General features: G+C 42.6%; 26 protein-coding genes. 9 read left to right on the top strand and 17 right to left on the bottom strand.

The window, feature by feature from the left end; translation table 11 throughout:
* The first annotated feature begins 330 nt into the window (after positions 1 to 330).
* Complete coding sequence (locus tag D5F11_RS21975) at positions 331 to 1,350, top strand: DUF1646 family protein (protein ID WP_120118218.1); 1,020 nt, start codon at positions 331 to 333, stop codon at positions 1,348 to 1,350.
* 37 nt (positions 1,351 to 1,387) lie between these two features.
* On the opposite strand, the gene D5F11_RS21970 is transcribed toward D5F11_RS21975, so the two are convergent.
* From D5F11_RS21970 to gltC, 6 genes are all read right to left on the bottom strand, one after another.
* Positions 1,388 to 2,758, bottom strand: a complete 1,371-nt coding sequence (locus D5F11_RS21970; RefSeq protein WP_245998292.1) for a leucyl aminopeptidase family protein — start codon at positions 2,756 to 2,758, stop codon at positions 1,388 to 1,390.
* A gap of 32 nt (positions 2,759 to 2,790) precedes the next feature.
* Complete coding sequence (locus tag D5F11_RS21965; RefSeq protein ID WP_120118219.1) at positions 2,791 to 3,696, bottom strand: DUF1002 domain-containing protein; 906 nt, start codon at positions 3,694 to 3,696, stop codon at positions 2,791 to 2,793.
* 12 nt (positions 3,697 to 3,708) lie between these two features.
* A complete protein-coding gene (locus D5F11_RS21960) occupies positions 3,709 to 4,746 on the bottom strand; it encodes a SepM family pheromone-processing serine protease (protein ID WP_120118220.1) in 1,038 nt (345 codons plus the stop codon).
* Positions 4,747 to 5,145: 399 nt separating this feature from the next.
* On the bottom strand, positions 5,146 to 5,913 hold the full coding sequence (locus D5F11_RS21955) for a cobalamin-binding protein (protein WP_120118221.1): 768 nt from the start codon (positions 5,911 to 5,913) through the stop codon (positions 5,146 to 5,148).
* A 546-nt stretch (positions 5,914 to 6,459) separates the two neighbouring features.
* Positions 6,460 to 7,146, bottom strand: coding sequence for a phosphoribosylaminoimidazolesuccinocarboxamide synthase (locus D5F11_RS21950; protein WP_120118222.1), 687 nt, complete (start codon positions 7,144 to 7,146; stop codon positions 6,460 to 6,462).
* A gap of 124 nt (positions 7,147 to 7,270) precedes the next feature.
* Positions 7,271 to 8,173, bottom strand: coding sequence for a glutamate biosynthesis transcriptional regulator GltC (gltC, locus tag D5F11_RS21945; RefSeq protein WP_120118223.1), 903 nt, complete (start codon positions 8,171 to 8,173; stop codon positions 7,271 to 7,273).
* 337 nt (positions 8,174 to 8,510) lie between these two features.
* Between gltC and gdhA the strand changes: the two genes are divergently transcribed.
* Entirely contained in the window at positions 8,511 to 9,887 is a 1,377-nt protein-coding gene (gdhA, locus tag D5F11_RS21940) for an NADP-specific glutamate dehydrogenase (RefSeq protein ID WP_425470897.1), read from the top strand.
* 57 nt (positions 9,888 to 9,944) lie between these two features.
* Here the strand turns inward: gdhA and D5F11_RS21935 are convergent, their stop codons facing one another.
* The 4 genes from D5F11_RS21935 to D5F11_RS21920 all read right to left on the bottom strand — a co-directional run bounded on the left by D5F11_RS21935 (position 9,945) and on the right by D5F11_RS21920 (position 14,206).
* Complete coding sequence (locus tag D5F11_RS21935; RefSeq protein WP_120118225.1) at positions 9,945 to 11,312, bottom strand: FAD-binding oxidoreductase; 1,368 nt, start codon at positions 11,310 to 11,312, stop codon at positions 9,945 to 9,947.
* A 154-nt stretch (positions 11,313 to 11,466) separates the two neighbouring features.
* Positions 11,467 to 12,228: a membrane protein insertase YidC gene (gene yidC, locus D5F11_RS21930; RefSeq protein WP_185830852.1), complete on the bottom strand. Its 762-nt coding sequence runs from the start codon at positions 12,226 to 12,228 to the stop codon at positions 11,467 to 11,469.
* 410 nt (positions 12,229 to 12,638) lie between these two features.
* Entirely contained in the window at positions 12,639 to 13,649 is a 1,011-nt protein-coding gene (gene bioB, locus D5F11_RS21925) for a biotin synthase BioB (RefSeq protein ID WP_120118227.1), read from the bottom strand.
* A 14-nt stretch (positions 13,650 to 13,663) separates the two neighbouring features.
* Positions 13,664 to 14,206: a biotin transporter BioY gene (locus D5F11_RS21920; protein WP_120118253.1), complete on the bottom strand. Its 543-nt coding sequence runs from the start codon at positions 14,204 to 14,206 to the stop codon at positions 13,664 to 13,666.
* A 210-nt stretch (positions 14,207 to 14,416) separates the two neighbouring features.
* Between D5F11_RS21920 and D5F11_RS21915 the strand changes: the two genes are divergently transcribed.
* From D5F11_RS21915 to D5F11_RS21905, 3 genes are read left to right on the top strand one after another with little or no spacing between them, the layout of a single operon-like run.
* Complete coding sequence (locus D5F11_RS21915; protein ID WP_120118228.1) at positions 14,417 to 14,917, top strand: RNA polymerase sigma factor; 501 nt, start codon at positions 14,417 to 14,419, stop codon at positions 14,915 to 14,917.
* Positions 14,910 to 15,446, top strand: a complete 537-nt coding sequence (locus D5F11_RS21910; protein ID WP_120118229.1) for a zf-HC2 domain-containing protein — start codon at positions 14,910 to 14,912, stop codon at positions 15,444 to 15,446. Before D5F11_RS21915 ends, D5F11_RS21910 begins: the two co-directional genes overlap by 8 nt.
* Positions 15,447 to 16,154, top strand: coding sequence for a YfjL-like protein (locus tag D5F11_RS21905; protein WP_120118230.1), 708 nt, complete (start codon positions 15,447 to 15,449; stop codon positions 16,152 to 16,154).
* A gap of 172 nt (positions 16,155 to 16,326) precedes the next feature.
* Here D5F11_RS21905 and D5F11_RS21900 read toward each other — a convergent pair whose 3' ends face one another.
* From D5F11_RS21900 to D5F11_RS21895, 3 genes are read right to left on the bottom strand one after another with little or no spacing between them, the layout of a single operon-like run.
* Positions 16,327 to 16,935, bottom strand: coding sequence for a nitroreductase family protein (locus tag D5F11_RS21900; RefSeq protein WP_120118231.1), 609 nt, complete (start codon positions 16,933 to 16,935; stop codon positions 16,327 to 16,329).
* 16 nt (positions 16,936 to 16,951) lie between these two features.
* Positions 16,952 to 17,104, bottom strand: a complete 153-nt coding sequence (locus D5F11_RS26925; RefSeq protein ID WP_185830851.1) for a hypothetical protein — start codon at positions 17,102 to 17,104, stop codon at positions 16,952 to 16,954.
* Between the two features lie 40 nt (positions 17,105 to 17,144).
* Positions 17,145 to 18,014: a VOC family protein gene (locus D5F11_RS21895; RefSeq protein ID WP_120118232.1), complete on the bottom strand. Its 870-nt coding sequence runs from the start codon at positions 18,012 to 18,014 to the stop codon at positions 17,145 to 17,147.
* 90 nt (positions 18,015 to 18,104) lie between these two features.
* Between D5F11_RS21895 and D5F11_RS21890 the strand changes: the two genes are divergently transcribed.
* From D5F11_RS21890 to uraA, 3 genes are all read left to right on the top strand, one after another.
* The gene (locus D5F11_RS21890; RefSeq protein ID WP_120118233.1) at positions 18,105 to 18,422 is read left to right on the top strand and encodes a winged helix-turn-helix transcriptional regulator; all 318 of its coding nucleotides are present in this window, start codon (positions 18,105 to 18,107) and stop codon (positions 18,420 to 18,422) included.
* A gap of 93 nt (positions 18,423 to 18,515) precedes the next feature.
* Positions 18,516 to 19,760, top strand: a complete 1,245-nt coding sequence (gene pepT / locus D5F11_RS21885; protein WP_120118234.1) for a peptidase T — start codon at positions 18,516 to 18,518, stop codon at positions 19,758 to 19,760.
* Positions 19,761 to 20,009: 249 nt separating this feature from the next.
* Positions 20,010 to 21,290 carry a uracil permease gene (gene uraA / locus D5F11_RS21880; RefSeq protein ID WP_120118235.1) on the top strand — a complete coding sequence of 427 codons (1,281 nt, stop codon included), beginning with the start codon at positions 20,010 to 20,012 and terminating at the stop codon, positions 21,288 to 21,290.
* A gap of 54 nt (positions 21,291 to 21,344) precedes the next feature.
* Here uraA and D5F11_RS21875 read toward each other — a convergent pair whose 3' ends face one another.
* From D5F11_RS21875 to D5F11_RS21860, 4 genes are all read right to left on the bottom strand, one after another.
* A complete protein-coding gene (locus tag D5F11_RS21875) occupies positions 21,345 to 22,550 on the bottom strand; it encodes a dicarboxylate/amino acid:cation symporter (RefSeq protein ID WP_120118236.1) in 1,206 nt (401 codons plus the stop codon).
* Positions 22,551 to 22,589: 39 nt separating this feature from the next.
* Positions 22,590 to 23,819 (bottom strand): threonine synthase, encoded by a 1,230-nt coding sequence (locus tag D5F11_RS21870; protein WP_120118237.1) that lies wholly within the window; start codon positions 23,817 to 23,819, stop codon positions 22,590 to 22,592.
* A gap of 491 nt (positions 23,820 to 24,310) precedes the next feature.
* On the bottom strand, positions 24,311 to 25,777 hold the full coding sequence (gene katA, locus D5F11_RS21865) for a catalase KatA (RefSeq protein ID WP_280519764.1): 1,467 nt from the start codon (positions 25,775 to 25,777) through the stop codon (positions 24,311 to 24,313).
* 181 nt (positions 25,778 to 25,958) lie between these two features.
* Complete coding sequence (locus tag D5F11_RS21860) at positions 25,959 to 26,240, bottom strand: hypothetical protein (protein WP_126646657.1); 282 nt, start codon at positions 26,238 to 26,240, stop codon at positions 25,959 to 25,961.
* Here D5F11_RS21860 and D5F11_RS26920 point away from each other — a divergent pair.
* Positions 26,239 to 26,409 carry a hypothetical protein gene (locus D5F11_RS26920; RefSeq protein ID WP_185830850.1) on the top strand — a complete coding sequence of 57 codons (171 nt, stop codon included), beginning with the start codon at positions 26,239 to 26,241 and terminating at the stop codon, positions 26,407 to 26,409. The two genes, D5F11_RS21860 and D5F11_RS26920, sit on opposite strands and share 2 nt — an antisense overlap.
* The last annotated feature ends 20 nt before the right edge of the window (positions 26,410 to 26,429 follow it).

Here is a 26,429-nt window from a genome sequence, read left to right as displayed (position 1 = left end):
CCGTAGCTAGACAATAGGAAAAGCGGAAGCGCCCGATTAGCGACGTACAGACTGGAATTCCTTCGACGAGATAAAGGAAACACGGCGAAGCCCTGGCAAGCCGATGTTGACTTATCGTCGGAAGGAAAAAGGGTCTGCTAGTTGATAGATTCCTAGATAGAAAATACGAAAAGCGGAGGTCCCTGCCCTCCGCTTTTATATTCCTCAAGCATGGTCATCTTCAAACTCTTCCTTTCCACCCCCCATTGTTAAAATTGTCCTACTTTCTTCTTTATCCTCTTTCATATATAATAAGTAATATTGAAATTATATAGAAAAGGATATGGGGTTATGATTCTTGGCTTAACTATTATATTAATTCTAGTTTTATTCTTGCCTTTTACTGTAGGTGCTGTAGAAAAGAATTTGGAAGCCTTTTTATTTGTTATGGGTATCCTAGCTGCTTGGATTAGCCATGTGTTGGACGGGGAGCTTTTTACAAAAGCGTTGGTGGACCCGATACATATTACATTAGCTGTTCTCATTGCCGGTTTGTTATTTAAATGGTTCCAATCCTCTATTGAAAAAGGAATTCTGGGAATGAGCCGTGCAATCCCATCACGTTTGTTTATAGCGCTAGTTGTAATCGTTCTCGGTTTGATCTCCAGTGTTATTACTGCTATTATTGCGGCAATCGTCCTTGTTGTGATTGTAAGCGTATTGCGTCTGGAAAGGAAATCGGAAATCCGCCTTGTCATTCTTGCCTGTTTCTCTATCGGACTAGGTGCTGCCTTAACTCCGATTGGTGAACCTTTATCAACTATTGCTGTTAGTAAGCTGGATGAAGACTTCTTTTACTTGCTTGAATTAATTGGCCCGGACGTCATACCGGCAGTCACATTGTTTGGTATTCTAGCAGCGATCATTGTCAATCCTGCTAGAAGAGAAGATGGGCTCTCTGCTAACCTTGAAGCCGAAAGCTATCCTGAGATTCTGATTCGTGCTTTTAAAGTGTATCTGTTCGTCATGGGTCTTACATTGCTCGGGGCGGGTTTTGAACCGTTCATTGAAAGGTATTTGCTTGGACTCAGTCCTCAAATCTTATATTGGATCAACATGATTTCCGCTATCCTGGATAATGCTACATTGGCTGCGGCTGAAATCAGCCCTCAAATGAGTGATACTACTCTCATTTCTATTTTACTCGGGCTGCTTATCAGTGGGGGAATGCTTATCCCAGGAAATATCCCGAACATTATTGCAGCGGGGAAATTAAACATCACAAGCCGGGAATGGGCTAGATTCGGTGTTCCTGTAGGCTTGATCGCAATGGTTATTTACTTTATCGTCATTCTTATTTTCTATGTATGATAAAAACTCCTGGAGCTTATTTTCCAGGAGTTTTATTTCATTTTGATATTTCCACTGCAAAATCTGCCAAGAGCCGGGCACCGAACCCTGTCGCGGTTTTTGGATAATAGCCTGTTGCACTGCTGCTTTCCATCACACCAGCCATGTCAACATGCAGCCAGTTTACCGACTCAGTTACAAAACGACGCAGGAACAATGCAGCCGTAATTGCTCCAGCCTCACCTTTTGAGCTGATGTTGCACAAATCCGCATAATCACTGTCAAGATACCGGTCATAGTCGTTAATTAACGGAAGCGGCCAGACTCGGTCCCCATTACTTTCGCCGATCTCCTTCAACCGGACAGAATGCTCTTCATCCCCAAACACACCTGCAATCTTCGACCCAAGTGCATTGGCCACTGCCCCTGTTAATGTTGCAATATCGACGATATATTTAGCTCCTAGATCCCCTGCCCGGATAATGCCATCTGCCAAAATGAGCCGTCCTTCTGCATCAGTATTTCCCACTTGAACAGTTAATCCATTTTTATAGCGAATGACTTCAGAAGGCAGCAGGGATTCTTTACCTGGCATGTTCTCTACCATCGGGATCAGGGCTGTTACATTCACTTTTGCCCCCGACAAAGACAACAATTTCATTGCCCCGGCAACGGCTGCTGCTCCTCCCATGTCCATCCTCATATCACTTATATCTCGGCCGCGCTTCAAACTGATTCCGCCCGTATCAAAAGTGACTCCCTTTCCAACAAGCGCAATAAGCGGTTTACTTTCATCTCCCCGATAAACCAATTCAACAAACGCCGGGTCATATTTGCTCCCCCGATTTACAGCCAGTACCCCATGCATCTCCATTTCTTCCAATTGCTGCTTCCGGAAAATGTTCACTTCCACTTTCTCGTTCTCAAATGCTTCCTGAAGCACCTCTGGAAACGTTTCAGGATTCAGGACATTCGGTACTTCGTTCATCAGATCTCTTGAAAATGACACAGCTTCCGCCCTGATCTCCCCTTCACGGATAAAGGGTTCAACACCCTCGCAATCTTTCAATTCCAATTTAGTTTGAAATGGTGTTTGGCTTGATTTATATGTTAAAAATTGATAGGAACCGAGATACCATCCTTCTACAAAGGCCCGTACAGCCTCCCCTTTTACTAGACCAGGTACACCGTCTGACAGTTCGTTCACATTTAAATAAGCCTCATCCACTTTCCGAGAGCTCAAATTCCTTGCGATCCCCCCAGCCAAATGGCGTATGCCCTCGTATGTCTGTAACGGCCTGATTACCATATAAAACTTTCCATCAATCCATACAGGATTGAAGCCGGAACTACCGTTTTCCATATATTCCATGATATCGGCCGCATGTTGAACTTTTTTACTGTTAGAAAATAAAATCTCTGCCTTCATTCACATCCACTCCCCTTATGTAAAAATAAGTCTTATTTAAACAAATTGCGAATGGAATCAAATAAGTTTTTGAAAAAGTTCGCTACACTGTCCCAAAACCCTTCATCACCAACAACCTTTTCCAGCTTCCCTTTTATATCCTTGGAAATATCTTCAAGCTGCTGCTTCACTTGACCGAAATCAATATCCAAATCACGCATTTTGTCAAAAAGATCAATCAACAGCTGACGGTCTTTATCACTAAGCTCAATATTCATTTTGTTCAATTGCTCCTGAACAATTTGCTCTACGTCTTCCCTCGTTGCAGGATTTTGTTCCGCAATCATTTTTTTAATTTCAGTCAGCAGCTCCGTTACCTGTTCATCGCTCATCCCCTCTTTGTCTGCCAACTCTGTTGCCAATTCTAACTCCTCATTAGCAACCTCCATACGGTCTTGATCAAGGACTTCCCCCTTACTTTCATATGCCTTATAAATTCCGACCAAAGCAGAGTGGCCTGTCACTTTAACAGGTGACGCTACATCGACATTCGCATTTTCCACCCCCGCTGTCAAAAGAGCGTTAGCATACATTTCAGTTGTCACCTCAGTAATGTTTTCAGAGGTGACAATCTTTACAACCAGACCGTTACCCTTCTCTTTTAATGTGATTTTTGCTGACGAAAACATTCTGGAATTTGGGTTCCCATTAATCAAGCGTGCCAAATCCTGGGCTGTGACCGTAATTTCATCGACGTTTTGCGGATTATCAACTTTAAGAAGCCTTCTCACTTCGTCTTTCTGTTCGGCTGTAAGAGTTTCACCGTAAACAACGATCGGTACACCGAGCTTTTCATTAATCACATCATCGTTTTCTGCAAATGCCTTTCCCTGTCCGTAAAAAATGAATCCGATACTTAGGATGCCTGCCAAAAACAGCTTGCTTGCTTTTTTTATCATGTTGAATGCCTCCTATGACTTTGGAGGAAGCCGATCTAAATAATTCACAGCTTCATCCAATGTTTTAACCGGTACTATTTTAACGTCATATCCATATTTTTCAACTTCGGCTTTTACTTCTTTTTCATTTGTATCGCCTGGAAGAAGATCCATAGGGCAAAAGAATATGTCCATTCCTGCTTTATCAACCGCTGCAATCTTCTCTGCTATGCCACCGATTTGGCCAACACTTCCATCCTTGTCAATCGTGCCTGTCCCAGCGACTTCGTAGCCTTTGGTGATATCCTCTCCTGCTGCTTGATTGTATATTTCAAGGGAGAACATTAGACCTGCAGACGGGCCGCCTATATCTCCTGCCTGAATATTGACCTTCCGGCTGGTCTTGACTTCAACATATTCCTCAAAGCCAACCCCAATCCCAGGCTGAGATTTTTTTCCTGGAAGCAAGATCAGCTCCACCTGCTCCTCTTTCGTTTCCCCATCACGGTCAAAAGCAACAGTGACTCTTTCTCCTGCTTTTTTTCCTTTAAAATAAACAAGCAGATCTTCGGTCGCATGGATTGTTCTTCCGTCAACCTTTGTAATAATATCTCCTGTCTCGATGATTCCTTTCGCCTTGGAGTTTTGGCTGAAATTCCTTACAATCATCCCTTTGGGAATCAGCTGCACTTCTTCACCCGCTGCTGTCAGTCCAGCGATAATGGCATTTTCTTGGGAGGATTTCATCAAATAAGCAAGCCAACGGTTATATTCCTTTTCAGACATGTCCCCTTTCACTGCGTGAGACCGCTGAATATCTGTATGCGGTGCAAGGAGACCATATGCTAAATAGTAAATATTACTTGCCTTCACTGACAGGACAGTAGTCAAATATAAATGGCCCTGCTCTGCCTTCTCTCCTTTTTCAACCGTTACCTTTGAGCTCAGTTCCTCTACTGAACCGGGCTGAAATAAATAAAAAGGGGTAGGAACAAACAACGTGACAGCGAATATTAAGCATATAATAATGATGATTCTTTTTCTTCTTGTCATCTGCACATAATGTTTCATGGATTATGTCATGTTCCTTTCCGTTCCGGCTTTGATTTTGTTGGTCCTAATGCTTAAATATTCCCATCCATTATTGATATTGTACTTTTGAATTACCATTGTTGTCCATGTATATAGATGATCGTGCTGTCGAAAACCGAGCCATGCGGCAGAGGAGCTTAAATACATCCTCATTGAATATTGTAATCGGACTGAGCCTAGGCCGGCACCATTGTCCGTACAGGACACCTGTACACCTAGCGGCGCAGTTACCAGCAGCGGAATGTATGCTTTTAGACACATAAGCAGCACAAAAACAAGCCAACGAAGAAACTTGCCAATTATTTTTTCGTTTTTGAATGTCCTCCAAAATGGGGCAATCCTCGTCCTGCAGGAAAAACCCTTCTACTGCAAAAAAGATTAACCCGACAATGAAGCAATGAGTTTATCCAAGCCCAATAATAGCCTGGGTGACGGTCTGCAATATAGGGAGTCACCAAGAACGTGTATCCGATTGTTTTGAACAGCTTTCATCTTTTCCCAACCAGGGCGTTGTTTCAACATTTCCGGCTTGACCTTGTCTTCTTCAATACCTACCCAGACCATACATATATGGTCTGGGTTTCTTTTGGCAACGTCCTCCCAATCCGTTTGAACATTTGCTTGAGGCTCGGATTCAAAAATGTTCCGTCCTCCCGCAAGTTCACTGATTTCCGTCAGCCAATTGGTTCCTCCCGGAGTAAAAACAGGTTTGGGCCACCATTCCCAATAAATTGTGAAGTTTTCTTTCCTAGTCTTGGCCAAAGTCCTCCTTTTTCGAATTTCTTCCCTGAAATGGGCCGCCCTCTCATTCCCCAATTGAGGAAAACCGCAGGCTTCGCCAACCGTTTCAATATCGCAGGCAATCTCTTCCAGGGAATTGGGGTTGAGAACAATGTAGGGGAGATTCCGCTTGCTCAGTTCATAAATGTTTTTTTCCATTCCCGGAACACTGAGAGAAGCAATGACGAGGTCAGGCTCCATTGCTTCGACTTTATCCATATCAATCGTAAGATCCGGGCCTATCCTTGGCAAATCTTTAATATTTTCCGGCCAATTGGAATAATCATCCACGGCAACCAGCAGATTTTCCTTCCCCAAATAGCCAACAACCTCCGTATTGCTTGGACACAACGAAACGATCCGCATACCAACGATACCCCTTTCGAACTATTACCTTCTTTTCTTTCCAGTCTTCCATTGGATTTGGTATCCTCCATGCCAACTGACAACAAATATACCCATTTACCAAGTTCGGCGATTTCTGCTTAGTTGCGTAAATCTATGTATGTAGCTGCTCCTGTATCTTCCGATTCAACATCCCACTTTAATATCGTACTTCAGGTGCAGTTCGTTGATGCCTTCCAAATTAATTTCCATTTTTCCCCTTCTTTCAAACTTGAAAACATCAGAAAAGAGGAAAGCCCCTGTTTAGCGGTGCGAAGCTGAACAAGGGCCAAATATTTTTTCATTTAAAAGTAACGCATTTACTTATCAAACGCGCCTTGGCGTATTTGCGCCCAGATTTTATCGAGCTCCGTTCGATAAATTTCCTCTGAAAATCTGTGGCGTCCGCCGGAGGCTTTAACTTCATTCAGCTGGGGTTTGAACCCCTACTGAATAAAATACCAATACGCATTCATCTCACCACTAACAGAAGTGGGAGACTTCTGCTGAATGAAGTTAAAACACTTTTTATTCGCTGAGAATCAATTCTCCAAGCTTTAATGGTTCAATGTAATCTCCGTTTTTGTAAGCTCTCATATTGCCGCCGGAAATCTCGTCAATTAAGGTAATTTCTTTATTGTCTCCTGCTCTTCCAAATTCCAACTTAATATCATATAAATCAATGCCCTTTTTCTCAAGGTCAGCTTTGATGATTGAGCCGATTTCCCGTGTCAGTTCCTTCAGCCTTTGATATTCTTCATGGCTCAAAATACCGAGCATAGCCAATGCATCTTCGCTAATTGGCGGATCCTGACGTACATCATCCTTCAAAGTCACTTCGACAAATCCATCCAGCTCCTGGCCTTCTTCCGCATACATACCATACCTGCGCAAAAAGCTTCCTACTGCGCGATAACGGCAAATCACTTCCAAACCATTGCCAAACATCTGCGCAGGCTTTACTGTCATAGTCGTGTCTTCTATACTTGCATTAACGAAATGGGTCGGAATTCCCTTTTGCTCTAAAAGTTCGAAGAAATATTTAGTAAGACGAAGACCTGTTTTGCCTGCCCCTTCGATTGTCAAACCGACTGTATTGGCACCTGGGTCGAATACTCCATCTTCTCCAGTTACATCATCTTTAAATTTTAATAGATAGTTTCCGTCTTCCAATTCACATACGGTTTTTGTTTTACCTTCATAAACCAATTTCATTCGGCTATCCCCCATACGTTAATATCGTTATGTTCATATAATACCACAGTATACTACAAATCCATTGAAGATAAATATGGCATTATGTTGCAATATTATGAGAGGTATTATTCTATCGCGAATTTTATTGAAAACCGCTCAGCGTATGGAAGAACTCTTTCAGGAATTTATGAAAAAGAAGTTCTGTCGGCATGAGCTTCCGATTTTTCGGAATGATCATCCCTACCGTACGTGTCACATTCTGTTCAGCAAGCGGGATCTTGACAGTTGTACGCGGCAAGCTGTCCACAAGCGTGATTTCCGGAAGTAAAGTGACCCCTAGACCTGCAGCCACAAGCCCCTTGATGGCATCGATGTCTTTTCCCTCAAAAGAAACCTGAGGATCAAACCCATATTGCCTGCAGGCATTTTCAACGATATTTTGCAATATATATCCCTTAGGAGATAAGATGAACGGATCATTTCGCAATTCATCCAACTGTAAAGACTTTCTGGTGGCAAGAGGATGTTTTGCATACACCAGGGCCACTAGTTTTTCCACAAATAAAATCTCACTCTTCACCCTTTGATCATTTTTAGGAACTGGACCAAGTAAAGCCAAATCAATATCGCCCAGTACGACCTGCTCCACCAGATAACGGTATGAATCCTGATGAAGCTGGATATTAACAGTTGGGTGCTCTTTTCGAAAAGCCGAAATGACCGTTGGCAGCAACGATGCCGCAAGACTGCTGGGAAATCCGATGCGAACCGTCCCGCGTTCGGGATCCAGCTGTTCCTCAATCTCGCGTTTTGCTTCATAAATCAAGTCCATGGCGGTTTCCATTTTTTCTAAAAACATTTTTCCAACATGAGTCAGGCGGATATTCCGCCCTTCCCGTATAAACAGGTCGACCCCCATCTCTGCTTCCAGGTTGACAATCTGTCGACTGACAGCAGACTGGGCAACGTGTAAAGCTTCTGCCGCTTCTGTCATATGTTCTCTATGAGCCACTTCGATAAAATACTGGATCTGCCTTAATTCCATCAGCTGATTCCCCTTTTCAAGAGTGTCTAGCTCCAACGAACAGGATGTCCTAAACCACCGAGCTACAATCAATCCCAAGCCTTTTGAAGTGGTATTTTATGGCGCACATGGGCCATCGGCGAAGGATCAAAGAAAATGATTGTGGTGGCTAAAACCTCCCTCAACACTATTCGTATTGTGCTTTTCTCGTGATTAATCTCAAAAAAGCATCAAATTTATCTCAAATCCATATTGCTATAGATTAATTGTAAAGGATAGAATGAATTGTACCAAGTTTCAGGACATGGAAATTTTTAAAAAATCAAATACAGGTGAATGGGAGTGATAACAAATGGCAATGATTATGGAAATGGAAACTCATAAATTCCAAACAGCCAAAAAGTATATCGAAAGTGTGTATGATACAGTAAAGGAACGGAATGCTAACGAACCTGAATTCCTCCAGGCTGTCCAAGAAATCTTCCACTCTCTTCTTCCCGTATTAGTTAAAAATCCAAAGTATATGGAAAACGGAATATTAGAAAGAATCGTAGAACCGGAACGCATGATTTCATTCCGGGTACCTTGGGTTGACGATAAAGGGAAAGTAAGAGTTAATCGCGGATTCCGCGTACAATTCAATGGTACTCTTGGACCTTACAAGGGCGGACTCAGATTTCATCCTTCCGTTAATGCGAGTATTATCAAGTTTTTGGGTTTTGAACAAACGTTTAAAAACGCCTTGACAGGCCAGGCAATTGGCGGCGGTAAAGGTGGAGCCGATTTTGATCCGAAGGGAAAATCCGAAGGGGAGATCATGAGATTTACACAAAGCTTCATGACAGAGCTAAGCAAATATATCGGATCTGGCATTGATGTCCCTGCTGGAGATATCGGGGTTGGCGCAAGGGAAATTGGCTACTTGTTCGGCCAATACAGAAAAGTGGCAGGCCACTACGATGCAGGCGTTCTTACCGGAAAAGGCATTGGCTATGGCGGAAGCCTTGGTAGAACCGAAGCAACAGGATATGGACTCGTTTATTTTGTAGACGAAATGTTAAAAGACAAAGGTATGAGCTTCGAAGATCAAACGGTCATCGTATCCGGATCCGGAAATGTATCCATTTATGCGATTGAAAAAGCACAGGAATATGGCGCCAAAGTAGTCGCCTGCAGTGATTCCAATGGATACATCTACGATGAGAAAGGTATCTGCCTTGATACTCTGAAACACTTGAAAGAAGTGGAAAGATCCAGGATTTCCGAATATGTCAACGAACATCCTCATGCAAAATACATTGAGGGAAGCGACGGCATTTGGACCATCCCATGTGATATTGCACTTCCTTGCGCAACACAAAATGAGCTTGACGAAAAAGCTGCAAAAACGCTTGTAGCTAACGGTGTAAAAGCAGTCGGGGAAGGGGCAAACATGCCGACAACACATAACGCAGCTGAATTGTTCCTTCAAAACGATGTTCTCTATGCACCAGGAAAAGCTTCCAATGCAGGCGGTGTAGCAGTTTCAGCCCTTGAAATGGCTCAAAACAGCTCCCGTATTGCATGGCCGCTTGAAAAAGTCGATGCAGAACTCAAAAAAATCATGGTTGATATTTATCGAAGCAACGTGGAAGCTGCTGACAGCTATGGCTTGAGCGGCAACTTTGTTGCCGGCGCGAACATCGCTGGTTTTACAAAAGTGGCTGATGCCATGATTGTCCAAGGGGTCATTTAATCACCCATCGGATATATTAAAAGCGGTTCGATCAAATTTGGTCGAACCGCTTTTTCCTTACTCCCGTGGAAAAATTTTTCCTGGGTTTAAAATTTGGTTGGGGTCCAATGTGCGCTTTAATGCCATCATAACATCCAGAGCTTCCCCGTGCTCTTCTCTTTGAAAATCAATTTTACCCAAGCCTACACCATGCTCGCCGGTGCATGTACCTCCTGATTTCAGGGCAAGTCCGACCATTTGATGGTTGAGATCTACAGCTCTTTCAAACTCCCCTTCCACTTCTGGGTCATACAAGATCATTGTGTGGAAGTTCCCGTCCCCTACATGTCCGACAACTCCTCCCTTGAATCCATATTCATCCAACTTTTCACTTGCAAATTCAACGTTTTCAGCCAATTTTGAAATAGGGACACATACGTCCGTAGTCATACTGGCCAATTGTGGATTTCCATGTCTATAGGCATAATTCAGTTCGTGACGGGCCTTCCATAAAGCCGCTCGCATAAGGGAATCTGTTTCAAATAAAAATTCGAGGCAGCCTACTTCCTCTACAATAGCCTGGACAAACTCGATATCTTCTTTGTTTCCCCCTTTGTTGCCGTGAAATTCAAAAAATAGTGATGGAGCTACCGGATAATCTGTATCAGAGTATTCGTTCGCCTGGAGGATGCTTCGCGCGTCGACCAATTCCATCCGTGCCATTGGAACGCCTGCAGTCAAAATAGCCGTAGCAGCCTCCACACAGCTATTTACAGAAGGAAAGGAGCATCTGGCAGCAACAGTATCTTCCGGAATTCCGTGCAATTTTAAGGCTATTTCCGTAAATACGCCCAAAGTTCCTTCTGACCCCACAAACAAACCATTCAGGTGAAGTCCCGATGAAGACTTTTTCGCTAAACTGCCTGTTTCGATCATCCGGCCATCTGCCAACACAACCTTTAAATTCAAGACTTGATCACGCATTCCTCCATAACGGACAGTCATAGTGCCGCTGGCATTGGTTGAAGCCATTCCGCCAATTGTAGCATCTGCTCCAGGATCTACCGGAAAAAATAACCCGTACTTCTTTAACTCTTCATTCAACTGGATACGTGTAATACCAGGCTGTACAATGACAACCAGGTCATCGGGTCTCACTTCAATCACTTTATTCATTCTTTCAAAGTCAACGGAGATCCCCTTATTTACCGGGATAGCTTGCCCTTCCAATCCTGATCCCACCCCAAAAGGAACGACAGGAATTTTATATTCATTGGCATAACGTAAAACTTTTTGTACATCTTCGCTGGATTCAGGAAATACCACCACGTCAGGATCAACAGCTCCGTGGTCAGACTCATCCTTACTATGATTCGTGATTATGGTTTCATTGACAGTCGTTTTCTCTGCTCCGATCAAAGAGCTCAAATCTGCGTATATATCCATGTCTATTCATCTCCCTTGGCCTTTTATATAAATAATATCACAATTGTTACTATTCAATGATATGAGGAAATACCTTTTTATTCATCCAAATGTATCTGCCACTTGATTTATTTCGATTAAAAAATGACCAAGGTAAAATCCCTGGTCATTTTGATTACTCTTCCGCTTTTTCTGGATGCTGCATATAGTATTTCCGTCCAATATAAGTCTGGATAATGAGAAATATTCCACCAACTGCCCAATATAACGGCAGGGCCGCTGGGGCATTCAAAGAGATGAAGAAAATCATGACCGGAGACATATATGAAAATAACCTCATTTGTTTTTTCTGTGCTTCCGGCACGGTTGCCAGTGAAATCTGCGCTTGAGCAAAATAAACTAAGCCGGCGATAATGGTCATGACCATATCGGAGTGCCCCAGATTAAACCAAAGAAAAGTATGCGAAGCAATCTCCTGTGAACTGCGGATTGCATAATACAGCCCCATTAATATCGGCATTTGAATAAGAATAGGCAGGCAGCCCATATTTAATGGATTCACTTCATGCTTTTTATAAAGCTCCATCATTTCCATTTGGATTTTCTGTTGCTCCTCTGGTGTTTTTGCCTCCTTAGAACGCTTTTGAATCTCTTCCATCTCTGGTTTGAGCTTATCCATTTTCAATTTCATCAACTGTTGGTTTTTGTACGTTTTCAGCATAAATGGCATCAAGACCAAACGAATCAACAATGTGATGATGATCAGCGCCAGGCCAAAATTTCCGCCAAGAACAGTCCCGATCTCATGAATGAGCCATGCAAACGGCCGTACGAAGAAATCATAAAAGAATCCACTCTGATTGGTAACCCCTGAACAGCCTCCAAGCATGGAGGAAGTAATAACCAGCATTAATAAAAGATAGAATTTTTTCTTCAATTGCACTCACCCTTCTATTTTAATTTTTTATTTAAAATAGAAGGTGAACATGCTCATCCCCATCATCTGGACATAGTTTTCTCCTGACCATTTTAATAAACTGGAGACAATGAGGAGTTGAAGGTTCATCGTAAACTTGTCTATTAAGAAAGTTTTTCTCTTTTTTGATATTTTGGTAGTGATTTTGTGTATTCACAAGACGGAATAGAGAAATAATCACTAAACTGAAAATCCAGATAATGAGGATAGTCAGCGGTACAAACCATTCCGCAAAAGAGTCCTGTAAAAGAATCTCAATCATAGGCAACACCCGATTTCTATTCGCTACCTTCAGTATAACGATAAACAGCCAAAAATAGAAATGGAATTTCAAATAAATCAAACCAGACAGATTACTGCCTGGTTTGATTTTACGTCAAAGCCTTTGCTACTTCTCGGTTTAGAGGCTCCAAATCCACTTCAAAGCCCATGTCTTCAAGCATTTTCCAGTCCTGCGATCCCTCTTGCCCTTCCGTTGTCAAATAGTCGCCTATGAAAATAGAGTTGGCCGCATACAAGCCAAACGGCTGAAGACTGCGGAGATTGACTTCTCTTCCGCCTGAAATCCGTATTTCCTTTGTAGGGTTGATAAAACGGAACAGGCAAAGCACCTTCAAGCAATAACGCGGATTAAGCTCGTTAGTCCCTTCAAGCGGAGTCCCATCCACTGCATGCAGAAAGTTCACCGGAATAGAGTCTGCATCCAGCACTTTCAAACTGCGTGCCATATGAATGACATCTTCCTTAGACTCTTTCATGCCGACAATGACGCCGGAACAGGGAGAGATTCCCGATGCTTTTGCCGCCTCTACAGTATTGACCCGGTCATCATATGTATGGGAAGTTGTGATATTTTGATGATGATTACTTGATGTGTTGATATTATGGTTGTAACGGTCAACCCCTGCTTCCTTCAAACGCTCTGCCTGTCCAGATTTCAAGATGCCGAGACAGGCACAAACTGTCATGCCTTTATGCCTGTCTTTGATTTCTTTTACTGCATCCACGACGATATCCAACTCTCGGCTCGCAGGTCCCCTCCCACTTGCCACAATACAATATGTTCCGGCGTTCAGCTCCGCTGCCCGAGCAGCTCCTGCGACAATCTCATCCTTTTTCATCATTGAGTATTTTTCAATCGGAGCCTGCGATACAATCGACTGCGCACAATAGCCGCAATTTTCAGGGCAAAGTCCTGACTTTGTATTAATGATCATATTCAGCTTCACTTTATTCCCGTAAAAGTTCTTTCTTACCCTATAGGCAGCGTGCAATAGGAGCAGCAATTCGTCATCCGGGCAGTCAAGCACTGCCATGGCCTGTTCATTCGTCAACTCTTTTCCTGCTAGTGAAGTTTCCGCAATCACATCATATACATTCATATTTTTCTCCCCCGTCAACTAGATTTTTTTACAATTCCCTGCATCCGATGCGCAAACACTCCTGCTAAAATGGCAAGCAATATGTCTTTAGGAAACGGAACTGCCATCCACATCCATGCCACCTTATACGAAAAAGCATCTGGCGCAGCTGCCCAAAGCTTGTATGCGGCATACATCCAGTTCGTTCCGAATAAATAGCTGAAAGCTGTTCCCAGCAAAGCCGCGATGACATACGAATAGAGCTTGTTGTTCTTTTCAATAATTTTCCCTGTAATATATGCCGTAAAAATAAATGCAATGATAAATCCGAACGTAGGACTGAGCAGCTGCCCGATTCCCCCGTAAAAACGTGCAAATACCGGTGCTCCCGCAAGTCCGATAAAAGCATAGACCGCCATTGAAATGGCCCCAAGACGACTCCCGAGGAAGGCTCCTGCCAAAACGGCAAAAAAGGCCTGAAGCGTAATAGGGACTCCCCCAATGACCATAAACGGAACAAAAGAAGTGATATTTGCCCCGATCGTCATCAAGGCAGAAAATAAACTGATATAAACCATATCCAAGGTCTTTATCCTGCTTTTTGTTTTTACTAATTCACTGCCCACTCTTCTCACCTCTATTGTTTAATATATTAAGAGGATACTTGATATCAAACCGAGATGTCAACATTACTAAAATTAAAGTTAACAATTATTTTTAACTTTTTCTGTAACAAAACGAATTTTTAAGGTACTAATATGACAAAGGGATATTTAGGGATGATCATAATGAATGAGCTTGAGAAGATGTATAGAGACATTCAGCCAAAGGTTTTCGCCTTTTTCTATATAAAGTTAGGTGACAGAGCATTGGCTGAGGATTTGACACATGATGTTTTTTATGCGGCAGTCAAAGGATTTCCATCATTCGCAGGAGATTCGTCTTTGAGCACATGGATTTTCTCCATTGCTAAAAATAGATTAAAAAAACATTTCCGTTCAAAAAAATACACCGCCGGCTTGACGGAGCAGCTTTCAAATGAAGAATCCCCTACCCCTTCGTCACCGGAGGAGATTTATATTTTAAAGGAAGGAAGCCGGGATCTGGTTGCACATATTAACAAGCTGGAGCCTCCCCTAATAAGGGAGATTGTGATTCTTCGAATCTATGCCGAACTATCCTTTAAGGAAATTGGCCGTCTTATAGGTAAAAGTGAGAACTTTGCAAGGGTAACATTTCACCGGACCAAAATCAGATTGAAAAAGGAAATGAGGGTGAGTGATGAATAGAGATTGTTATATTGTGGAGGATCTTCTTCCCCTTTACCATGAAGGACTGATCCAGGCCGAAACAACTGCTTGGTTAGAGGAGCATTTAAAATCATGCGAAAGCTGCCGGGAACTATCGAACCTGTCAAAAGATCCTGTTCAAAAAGAGACGATTCGCTCATCAGTGGACAATGATCAAATGTTCGCAAAAATAAACTTGAAACTGTCTGTTTATCAAATTATTTTCGTCGCCCTTTCCTTTTTTTTCGCCATGAAAACATCCCTTCTCAATGAGAGTTTTGGATTCATTTTAACGTATACTATTTTGGGATTTGTCACTTACTTCTTCTATCAAAGATTAATAATAGTGGTTACCATTGCTTTTTTGCCAACATTTATCTGGTCGTTGGCTCAATCAATGAACGAGACTGTTTCAATCCTGGAAGCAATTTCGGGGGCCTTATTTTTGGCCTTGATCCACCTGTTGTTTGCCATTATCGGAAGCTTGGTCGCTTTCCTCCTAATAAAATTTAAGAAAGAGGGGAATTAAATGAAAAAATGGATGTACTTAATCTTGATCCTTATCATCGTCATCCCGGTATTGTTTTTCTATAATGCGTTTAACGGCAACCCAGTCAGCAAACTGCTTTCCACCTCCGCTTTAAAAAAGCATTTGGAAAACACTTATCCCGATAAGGAATATCAGATCAACGAAGGGTTCTACAATTTTAAAATTGGGGGATACTCCTATGATGTTGTTCAAATTGGAAGCGAAAAGGAATACGAATTCGAAGTCACGGGCTTTTTGATACCGACAGTTTCCTATGACGCCATTTACTATGCCAATCTCGATGAGCCGTTGATTGAAAAATGGGAGAAGGAAGCATCCAAGGAAATTAACAAACTCCTTGAAAAAGATGTTCCCGAACTGTTGAACGTTGATGTACAGGTGGAAGTTTTAAAAGGGAAATATAATGCCGAAACTAAGTGGAGCAAGGACTTAAAGCTCGAAAATCCAATGTATATCCATATCATTACGGATGCCGCAGGCAAAACAAAAGAAGATATAGTTCAAACGATGAAAACCATTCAAAAACATTTGAATGACAATAACTATACGTATGATTCAGTCACAATCAACTCGAATGTCAAAGATAAGGAATTTGCGGATAAAGACCCGTTTGGTTATGTGAAATATTCCGGCTCCTTTACCAAAGAAAAGAAGATCAAACTGAATGATATCGAGCAATTCGAATAGAAAAGCGCCTGCGTCATTAACAGGAAGGTTCGGCGTTTAAAATATATAACCGCGAGAAATCAAACTGATTTCTCGCGGTGTTATTTTCACGATTTGTACTAAAATCAATTAGCTTTCAACTTATGGCCCAGAATTTCTTCCTGACCTGGTTTAAGCTAGCCCCTCGATCCAATTATTTAAAAACCTTAAACCGTTCATCCACGCTTTGGAATTGTTTTTCTCCTGGTGCAGCCGTCGGTGTTCCAAATGGCATTTGTGCCATTAAAGTCCAGTTCTCAGGAACATTCCATATTTTTTGAACAGCTTCATCAATCAGTGGCTGATAATGCTGCAAAGTAGCGCCAAAGCCTTCAAGCTCCAGTGCTGTCCAAACGATATATTGAAGCATTCCTGATGATTGCTGGGCATATTCTGGGAATTTGTCAGCGTATAGCGGGAATTGCTCTTGCAAACTTTTTACAACATTATCGTCCTCGAAAAACAGGACTGTACCATAACCATTTCGGAATGCCTCCATTTTTTGGGCAGTTGGCTCAAATTGATCTTCCGGAACTAATTCTCTTAAAGCAGACTCAGTAATGTTCCAAAGTTTGTCGTGATTTTCCCCAAGAAGAAGCACTACTCGGGCACTCTGTGAGTTAAAAGCAGTTGGCGCATGTTTGATGGCATGCTCAATTATTTCTTCAATCTTATCATCAGAAATCGGTGATTCCTTGCTGATTCCATAAATTGAACGTCTCTCCTTGACGGCTGTATAAAAATCCTGTTCTGTTTTAATCATGTTGACATTCCCCTTTTCACTCAAATGCGCCTTGGCGTATTTGCGCCCAGATTTTATCGAGCTCCGCTCGATAAGCTTCCTCTGAAAATCTGTGGCATCCGCCGGAGGCTTTAACTTTATTCAGCCGGGGTTTGAACCCCCACTGAATGGAATAACAATATGCTTTCATCTCACCACTTACTGAAGTGGGAGACTTCTGCTGAATGAAGTTAAACTTCCAAAATCAAATAAATTCCTGACGGATCTTTCGTTATTATTGCTCCATTTTCCTCTATAATCCAAGCATTTAGCTTTTCCAGCCGAGCGACAGCCTTCCTTCTTTTAGCCTCATCAGAAAAGAATATGGTAAAGTGCTTCAAGCCTGTGCTTTTTTCCTCTGGTGGTCCTGCACCCGCACTATTCCAAGTATTGAGCCCGATATGGTGGTGATATTTGTGCCATGAAATGAACAATGCCTGGCTTCCGTACTGAAGAACCGGATCAAAGCTAATCCCATCACAATAGAATCTCTTGGCATCCTCTAAATCGGATACCTGCAAATGAATATGCCCAATCAAAGTTCCAGACGGCATTCCATTCCAGCCGGTCCCAGAGGCATCCATTAACAAATCATCTATATCGAGCGGCTTTGTCGTCATGAAAACTTGGTCTTTCTTCCATTCCCATGAGGCTGCATCTCTGTCCGCATAAATTTCCAAGCCGTTACCTTCCGGATCCGCAAGATAAAGTGCTTCGCTAACGTCATGATCAGACGCCCCCTGAAGCGGATAACGGATCTCGGCCAAATGTTTGATGACATCCGCCAAATCAGCCCTCTCAGGCAGTAAAAAAGCAATATGATATAAACCTGTCGTATGCGGAGGTCGGAGTTTTGCCCCTTTATCTTCTTCAAGCTTTAATAGAACAGTTTTTCCATCCGCTGTAAGTGACACTTTCTTTTGACCCTGTTCATACACTCGAAACCCGAGAACATCTATATAAAATGCAAGCATCCGCTTGATGTTTTGCACCGTCAATGTTACTGTGCCAATGACAGGATCGGCGGATCTAACGATAAGCCACTCCTCCTTTTTATTCACTTACTTTATGTAAGCAACTATATATTAGTTTATTTCATCTGTCAAGAAGAAACAATTAGTGATATAATTATAATATCGAGGTGAACTTAAATGAACGGAAACACTTGTCCAAGACTTGAAAAAGCTATGAGTATATTGGGTCAGCGTTGGACTGGGCTCATTATTTACCAGCTTCTAAACGGCCCGCAACGCTTTTGTACGGTGGAAGCAGCCATGCCGATCAGTGCGCGCGTCCTGTCTGAGCGTTTAAAGGATCTGGAAAAAGAGGGAATTGTAAAAAGACAGGTATATCCCGAAACACCGGTTAGAATTGAATACTCTTTGACCGAAAAAGGAATGGCGCTCAAGCCGATTATGAAGGAAATTGCTTCATGGGCTGAACAATGGGTGGAAACTCCTGATGAATAAATGCCGATTGCTCCGAATGAGTCAGTCGGCATCTTTATTTTGAGTAGTATGCTCCATTAATATAAATAATATAGGGAAAGGAGTTTTTGTAAAGTGAAGAATGAAATGATTCACAGATTTACATCGTATGTAAAAGTAGATACGCAATCCAATGAAAACAGTGACACATGCCCTTCTACACCTGGACAGCTGACTTTAGCCAATCAGTTGGTGAAAGAGCTTGAATCAATCGGCATGACAGAAGTGACTATCGACGAAAACGGATATGTCATGGCGACCCTTCCGGCCAATACGGAAAAAAAAATACCCACCATCGGCTTTTTAGCTCATGTTGATACAGCAACAGATTTTACGGGAAAAGGCGTCAATCCTCAGATTGTGGAAAACTATGACGGTAAGGATATTTTACTAAATAAGGAAAAGCAAATCATCCTGTCTCCAGAGAAATTTCCCTCTCTGTTGGATTGCAAAGGACATACCCTCATTACAACAGATGGGACAACCTTGCTTGGTGCGGACAACAAAGCCGGAATTGCAGAAATCATGACGGCCATGGATTATTTGTTGAAGCATCCGGAAATCAAGCACGGAAAAGTAAGAGTAGCTTTTACACCTGATGAAGAGATCGGAAGAGGACCACATCGCTTTGACGTCAAAGCATTCAATGCTTCATTCGCTTATACCGTTGATGGAGGCAAAATCGGACAGCTCGAATATGAAAGTTTTAATGCTGCAAGCGCCAAACTAATTGTTAAAGGGACAAATATTCATCCAGGAACAGCGAAAGGGATCATGGTAAACTCTCAAAATATCGCCGTCGAATTTCACAACCGTCTTCCCGCTGATGAAGTTCCCGAATTAACTGAAGGATATGAAGGCTTTTACCACCTGCTCTCGTTTGAAGGCAATGTGGAAGAAACAGTCCTGCATTATATCATCCGTGATTTTGACCGGAAAAAGTTTGAGAAAAAGAAAGCATTTATGCAGCAGATCTCCGAAGAGCTGGGAGAAAAGTATGGAACAGATAGGATCCAGCTAGAGTTGAAAGACCAGTATTACAATATGCGGGAGAAGATTGAACCCGTGAAAGAAATTGTCGAAATAGCTTCAGACGCGATGAAAATATTGGACATCAAACCGGACATCTCTCCAATCCGCGGTGGAACCGATGGATCTCAGCTCTCCTTCATGGGACTGCCCACTCCGAATATTTTTACCGGTGGAGAAAATTTCCATGGTCCATACGAATTTGTCTCAGTCGATGTAATGGAAAAGTCAGTGCAGACGATTGTGGAAATTGTGAAGCTATTTGAAGAGCGTGCTGAGAATTTCCAATAGAATCCGTCCATATTTTGACAACAATTTTATATTTTTGACAAAAATGATTGACTTTCAATTTGGCAACTGACATAATATCTTTGACAATTATATCTAAAAATACCTTTAAACCAGTCCTGTGAGGCTGACAAGGTGCGCGCACGTAAAGACTACCCGCGCGTTCATTTTGCTGTGGAAATGTAGCCAAGCACCTTGCCTTCAGGTAAGGTGCTTTTCATGTTCAAAATAACTTGTATTGGAGAGAAAAAGATGAGCCAAAGAGAAATCCAGGTGGATGAGCGCTTGCCTATCCTGCAGAGCCTCCCGCTCAGTTTCCAACATCTATTTGCCATGTTCGGATCCACTGTCCTAGTGCCGCTTTTATTTGAAGTAGACCCTGCCACCATCCTGTTAATGAACGGCCTTGGCACACTGCTTTATATTTTTATTACTAAAGGCAAAATTCCAGCTTATCTTGGATCAAGTTTTGCATTTATCTCCCCAGTTTTTGCAGTATTGTCCAAATATACAGGAGGAGAAGGATACGCTTATGCACTTGGAGGCTTTCTAGCCGTCGGTGTGACGCTCGTCATAATCGCATTGATTGTCAAGCTTGTCGGAACCGCCTGGATTGACTTCATTTTCCCTCCTGCTGCAATGGGCGCTATCGTAGCTGTTATTGGATTGGAGCTTCTCCCAATCGCTGGTGAAATGGCTGGATTGGTAAAACCTAAAGATGCATTGGAGACATGGAAACCAGACCCAGATGCTATCTTGGTTTCATTGTTAACATTGGGGATCACCATTCTCTGCTGGGTCACCCTGCGTGGATTTTTAAAAATTATCCCGATCCTGATCGGTATTGTTTCAGGTTATATTATCGCTTTCTTCGTAGGGATTGTCGATTTGAAGCAGTTCTACGATGCCGCTTGGATTTCCGCTCCCACATACTACGCGATGAAATTTAATTGGGCGGATGTCTTTCTCATTCTTCCCGCAGCGCTGGTTCTGGTTCCGGAACATATCGGTCACCTGGTAGTCACCGGAAATATCGTCAAAAAAGATCTGGTAAAAGATCCGGGACTCGACCGCTCCTTAATGAGTAACGGGATTTCCACAATCATTTCCAGCTTTGTCGGTTCAACGCCAAATACGACATACGGTGAAAATATCGGGGTATTGGCTATTACGCGAGTTTATTCTACATGGATCATTGGAGGTGCCGGAGTCATTGCCATCGTCCTTTCTTTCTGTGGAAAGTTAGCGGCCTTGATTTCCTCCATACCACAACCGGTTATGGGTGGCATCTCGCTTCTTCTATTTGGAATCATCGCAGTGAGCGGGCTTCGCATGCTGGTTGAATCAAAAGTTGATTATAGCAACTCTCATAATATGATTTTAACCTGTGTTGTCCTAGCAATTGGTGTAAGTGGAGCTTCCTTACACATCGGGCCTGTCACACTAGCTGGGATGGGACTAGCAACCGTAGTTGCGATTCTCCTTAGTCTGTTCTTTAAATTATTAGAGGCACTGAACCTATCAAATGAATAGTAAAACGCAAAAAATGCGCAGGATCTCAGAAATCCTGCGCATTTTTTGCCTTTGTCAGGCTCCTTTTTTAACGGCCATCTCAGGTTTTCCGCCTTCCACTACTACACAGGCCGAAGCATCCCCTATAATATTTACTGAAGTTCTTAACATGTCAAGAATCCGGTCGATTCCTGCAATCAGTGCAATTCCTTCCAATGGAAGATTAACAGCGGTCAGCACCATCGTCAGCATAATCAATCCTGCTCCCGGAACTCCTGCTGCTCCAATGGAAGCTAGCGTTCCCATCAACGCAACAATCAAAATCTGGGCCATCGTCAATTCCACCCCAAAATATTGCGCGATGAACATGACTGCAATTCCTTGGTAAATAGCCGTTCCATCCATATTAATTGTCGCTCCAAGTGGAAGGACGAAACTGCTCGTTCCTTTTGAGACTCCCAGATTTTCCTGAGTATTTTTCATCGTTACAGGAAGCGTCCCCGAACTGCTACATGTAGCAAAAGCAACGGATGCTGCTGGAAAAATTCCTTTGAAAAAGTGATAGGGATTCATTTTTCCGAACGTCTTGACTGCCGCCGAGTATACAAGGGATACATGAACAATGACTGCAACCACCATGGCGATAATCACTTTGATCAGCGGCATCAAGACGGAAGGACCATATGTCCCGACAATCGGTGCAAGCAGGCCGAAGATTCCAAGCGGAACAAGCTTCATGACAATGCTTGTAATTTTATACATCACTTCAGATAATCCTTCAAAAAACTGCTGAACTGGGAGTGCTTTTTTCCCTACAAGTGAAATACCGATTCCGAGAAAGATAGCAAAGAATATAATCTGCAAGACTGCTCCCGTGGTTAATGCTTCGACTGGGTTTGTTGGAATAATATTTAACAAAGTTGCAATAACACCCTCTGTCTCAGAGGCATCCACAGCTTCTCCCTGAACAGCAAGATCTACGCCGGCTCCCGGCTGAAAAACAAATCCGGCAAACAAGCCAAGTGCAATGGCTATGAAACTCGTCACAAGAAAATATCCAATCGCTTTTCCACCTAAATTACCGATCTTTTTAATACTTCCCGCGTTAGTCACACCCACCACAATTGTCGAAAGAATCAAAGGAACAATGATAAACTTAATAAGCCTTAAAAACAAATCACCCAGCGGCTGGATAATTGTCGCTCTTTCCCCAAAAATGATTCCGACAATAATAGCAAGGATAAAAGCTGCCAAAATCTGAAACATGAAGTTCCGTTTCATACCAAGCCCTCCTCGTATTGCTATCGTGAGGGAAGAACGTTATGGCAATACAGAGAGACGTTTAATGGAATCACCAGGCTGAAGTACGGGCAGATCCATCCCCTCCTTGTTCATATACTTCAAGCCCATCCCGGTATTGATGATAATCACTCTCTCATCCTCTTTCATCCATCCTGACTCTCGCAGCTTACGCGCTGCTAAAAATGCTGCAGCCCCTTCCGGACATACAAAGGCTCCTTCTTCTCTGATAATATTTTTCTGTTCTTTTATAATTTCTTTATCTTTAACAGCTAGTGCGCATCCATTTGTTTCATAAATGGCCTGGAGAACCAGAAAATCTCCCAAAGCCTTTGGAACATTAATCCCGAACGCCAACGTGCGTGAATCAGGCCAAAACTCGGATTCTTTTTTCTTCGCCTCCCACGCTTTTACAATCGGTGCACAGCCTTCCGCCTGAACAGCTACAAACCTGGGCATCTTCCTGGAATCAACCCAACCCAGCTTTTGCAGCTCTTTAAACGCCTTATAAATGGCTATAAGTCCAACACCGCCACCCGCTGGATATAAAATGACATCAGGCGTTTCCCAGTTCAACTGTTCAGCGATTTCAAAGCCCATCGTTTTCTTCCCTTCAATCCGATACGGCTCTTTTAACGTTGATACATCATATAAATGAAAATCGACAGCAGCCTTCGCAGCAATCTTCCCTGCATCACTGATCAATCCATTGACGAGAAACAAATGAGAACCAGCCGACGCTACTTCTGACCGGATCAGGGCCGGAGCATCCCGCGGCATGACGATCACAGCTTGAATGCCTGCTCTAGAAGAATAGAGCGACCAGGCGGCACCAGCATTTCCATTCGTCGGCATCACCAACCCTTTGACGCCTAATTCATTCGCTTTTGATACCCCAATCGCAGCTCCTCGCGCTTTAAACGTACCTGTAGGCGCCATCCCTTCATCTTTCATATACAGATGGGGAATGTCCATATCGGAGCCAAGCTTCTTCATTGGAAGCAAAGGCGTCATCCCTTCTCCCAGCGATACGATATTTTGAGCGCTTTGAACAGGGAGCAGCTCATGATACCGCCAAAGATCATGATTTCTTTTCAATAGATCATCTGGCTTTAATACTTTTGCCAATTTCCTTAAATTATAGTTTACAAGCAGCGGCGCACCGCATATACAAAGCTGTTGAACTCTATCAGAAGGGTAAACCTCTGAACATTTGGAGCAGGACAGATGCGTAACATAACTATGCGTCATAACGTTTCCTCCCTCATTCCATCCTATGCCTTTATTCATTTGCTTAGTATTGAAGAAGGACAGCTGTTTAAAAATATATGAATTTTTCAAGGGAGGAATTAGACTAATTGGACCACTGGTCTGCCTGGACGGATCCAGAAAACGTAGAACTCCTGGCGTATTTGCTAAATACAGTGTGATTCGAATTTTTGAGAGATTATTTTATATCAAAGTAAGAGAGGGGGATGGAGCCTTTTTTAGTTTCGGAGCGGCGGACAGTAACTATGGTAAAACGGACAGTATTTTCAAATCACGGATAGTAACCTCATTAAATCCGACAGTTTCTTCGAATTCCGGATAGTATCTCCGGTAAAACGGATTAGGCTTTCGATTCTCTAGAAACGGGCAAGCTTTATTCATTTTCTTTTATAGTCAGCATAGTCTTTCCAACTTGCAAAAAAACCGTCCAGAAAGCCATTTTTCACTGACTTTCTGGACGGTCTCGACTCAGATTAAGATTTTACTACATCCGCAGGTACTTGCAAACCCAATCCTTCTGCAACTTTTGTTCCGTATTCTGGATCAGCTTTATAGAAGTGGCCAATCTGGCGAAGCTTGATTTCATCTTTCTCAACAGGCTTCATAGCAGAAATGATGTTGGCAACAAGACGTTCTCGCTCCTCCTTGCTCATTAAGCGGTACAAATCCCCTGCCTGTGTGTAATGATCATTGTGGTCATAGCTCACACTTGCGGCTTCACCCGAAACTGAATATGCGGCCGGTTTATCTGCAGGTGATTCCGTCGGTCCTCCGTAGCTGTTCGGCTCGTAGTAAACAGAACCTCCGCCATTATTATCAAAGCGCATCGCACCATCACGCTGATAATTTTCTACTTCATTCCGAGGTCGGTTGATTGGAAGCATCTGATGGTTTGTACCAACACGGTAACGGTGGGCATCATGATAAGCAAACAAACGTCCCTGCAGCATTTTATCAGGTGAAACATCAATTCCCGGTACAAGCGTTCCAGGTGAAAATGTCGCCTGCTCCACTTCCGCAAAATAGTTTTCCGGATTGCGGTTCAATACCATCCGTCCAACCTCGATCAATGGATAGTCCTTTTGCGACCAAACTTTAGTGACATCAAACGGATCGAAACGGTACGTATCAGCCTCTTCAAGGGGCATGATCTGAACATACAATGTCCATGATGGACAATCGCCATTTTTAATCGCATTGAACAAATCTTCTGTGTGATAATCAGGATTTTCCCCTGCCAGTTTTGCCGCAAGATTCACATCCAGATTTTTGATTCCTTGGTCTGTTTTAAAGTGATATTTTACCCAGACACTCTCACCTTCCGCATTTGTCCATTTGAATGAGTGACTTCCGAAGCCATGCATATGACGGAAGGTTGCCGGAATCCCCCTGTCAGACATTAAAATGGTTACCTGATGAAGAGATTCAGGTGACAGTGACCAGAAATCCCACACTGCATTCGGATTTTTCAAGTGTGTTTGCGGATCTCTTTTTTGTGTATGAATAAAATCTGGGAATTTGATTGCATCGCGTATAAAGAAAACAGGGGTATTATTTCCAACTAAGTCATAGTTGCCGTCTTCTGTGTAAAACTTCACGGCAAAGCCGCGCGGATCTCTGACTGTATCTGAAGACCCCAATTCTCCCGCTACTGTAGAAAACCTTACGAATGTTGGTGTACGTTTGCCCACTTCAGACAAAAATTTCGCCTTTGTATATTTGGTCAAATCATTCGTCACTTCGAAGTAACCGTGTGCACCCGCACCTTTGGCGTGAACAACCCGCTCAGGAACCCGTTCCCTATTGAAATGCGCTAGCTTTTCCAAAAGATGAACATCTTGAATAAGTGTCGGACCGCGTGATCCAGCAGTCATTGAATTCTGATTATCACCTACTGGTGCACCCCAACTTGTCGTTAAACGGTTCTCTCTGTTTGTCAATTTCATCCCCGCCTTATTTATAATAATTTTAAATTAGATACATAATAACATGTGCAATAATCATTTTCAAGTTAAAATCATTATTATTTAGGAAAAAGAATGACTTTTCTATTTAAAGAACTTGAAATAGACACTCTAGCAATATATTCAATTCGGAGACTTAATATTCCTTTTATTCTTGTTAAGATCGATTCCTGCTATTGACTCCACGGCAATTGAAACTGTAGAACAACTCACAAATGCTGATAAATCTATCAAATGCGCCTTGGCGTATTTGCGCCCAGATTTTATCGAGCTCTGCTCGATAAATTTCCTCTGAAAATCTGTGGCATCCACCGGAGGCTTTGACTTTATGCAGCCGGGGTTTGAACCCCCACTGAATGCTGAATGAAGTTAAAAGGTTTCGAAAATTCATGATAAAAAGGGTATAATGGCCTAAGGAGAGGGAGTGTGGAACAAACATGAATAAGAACCTAAACAAACTCATTTTAAAGTCCGTTGGCTTGGGAGTAGGAGTTGCTGCACTTGTACTAAACATTATGCAAATACTTGAAGTTAAAGTAGGTATAACTCTATTATCTATTGGTTTAATCTGTTTAGCAATCAGTGATCTTGAAAATAAGAAAAAGTAGCTTACTAAAATTGTCACTCC

This window comes from Siminovitchia terrae (assembly GCF_003605405.2).
GTDB classification, from domain to species: domain Bacteria; phylum Bacillota; class Bacilli; order Bacillales; family Bacillaceae_C; genus Siminovitchia; species Siminovitchia terrae.
Note: the sequence above shows the minus strand (reverse complement) of the source record. Positions and strands in the feature narration are given on the sequence as shown.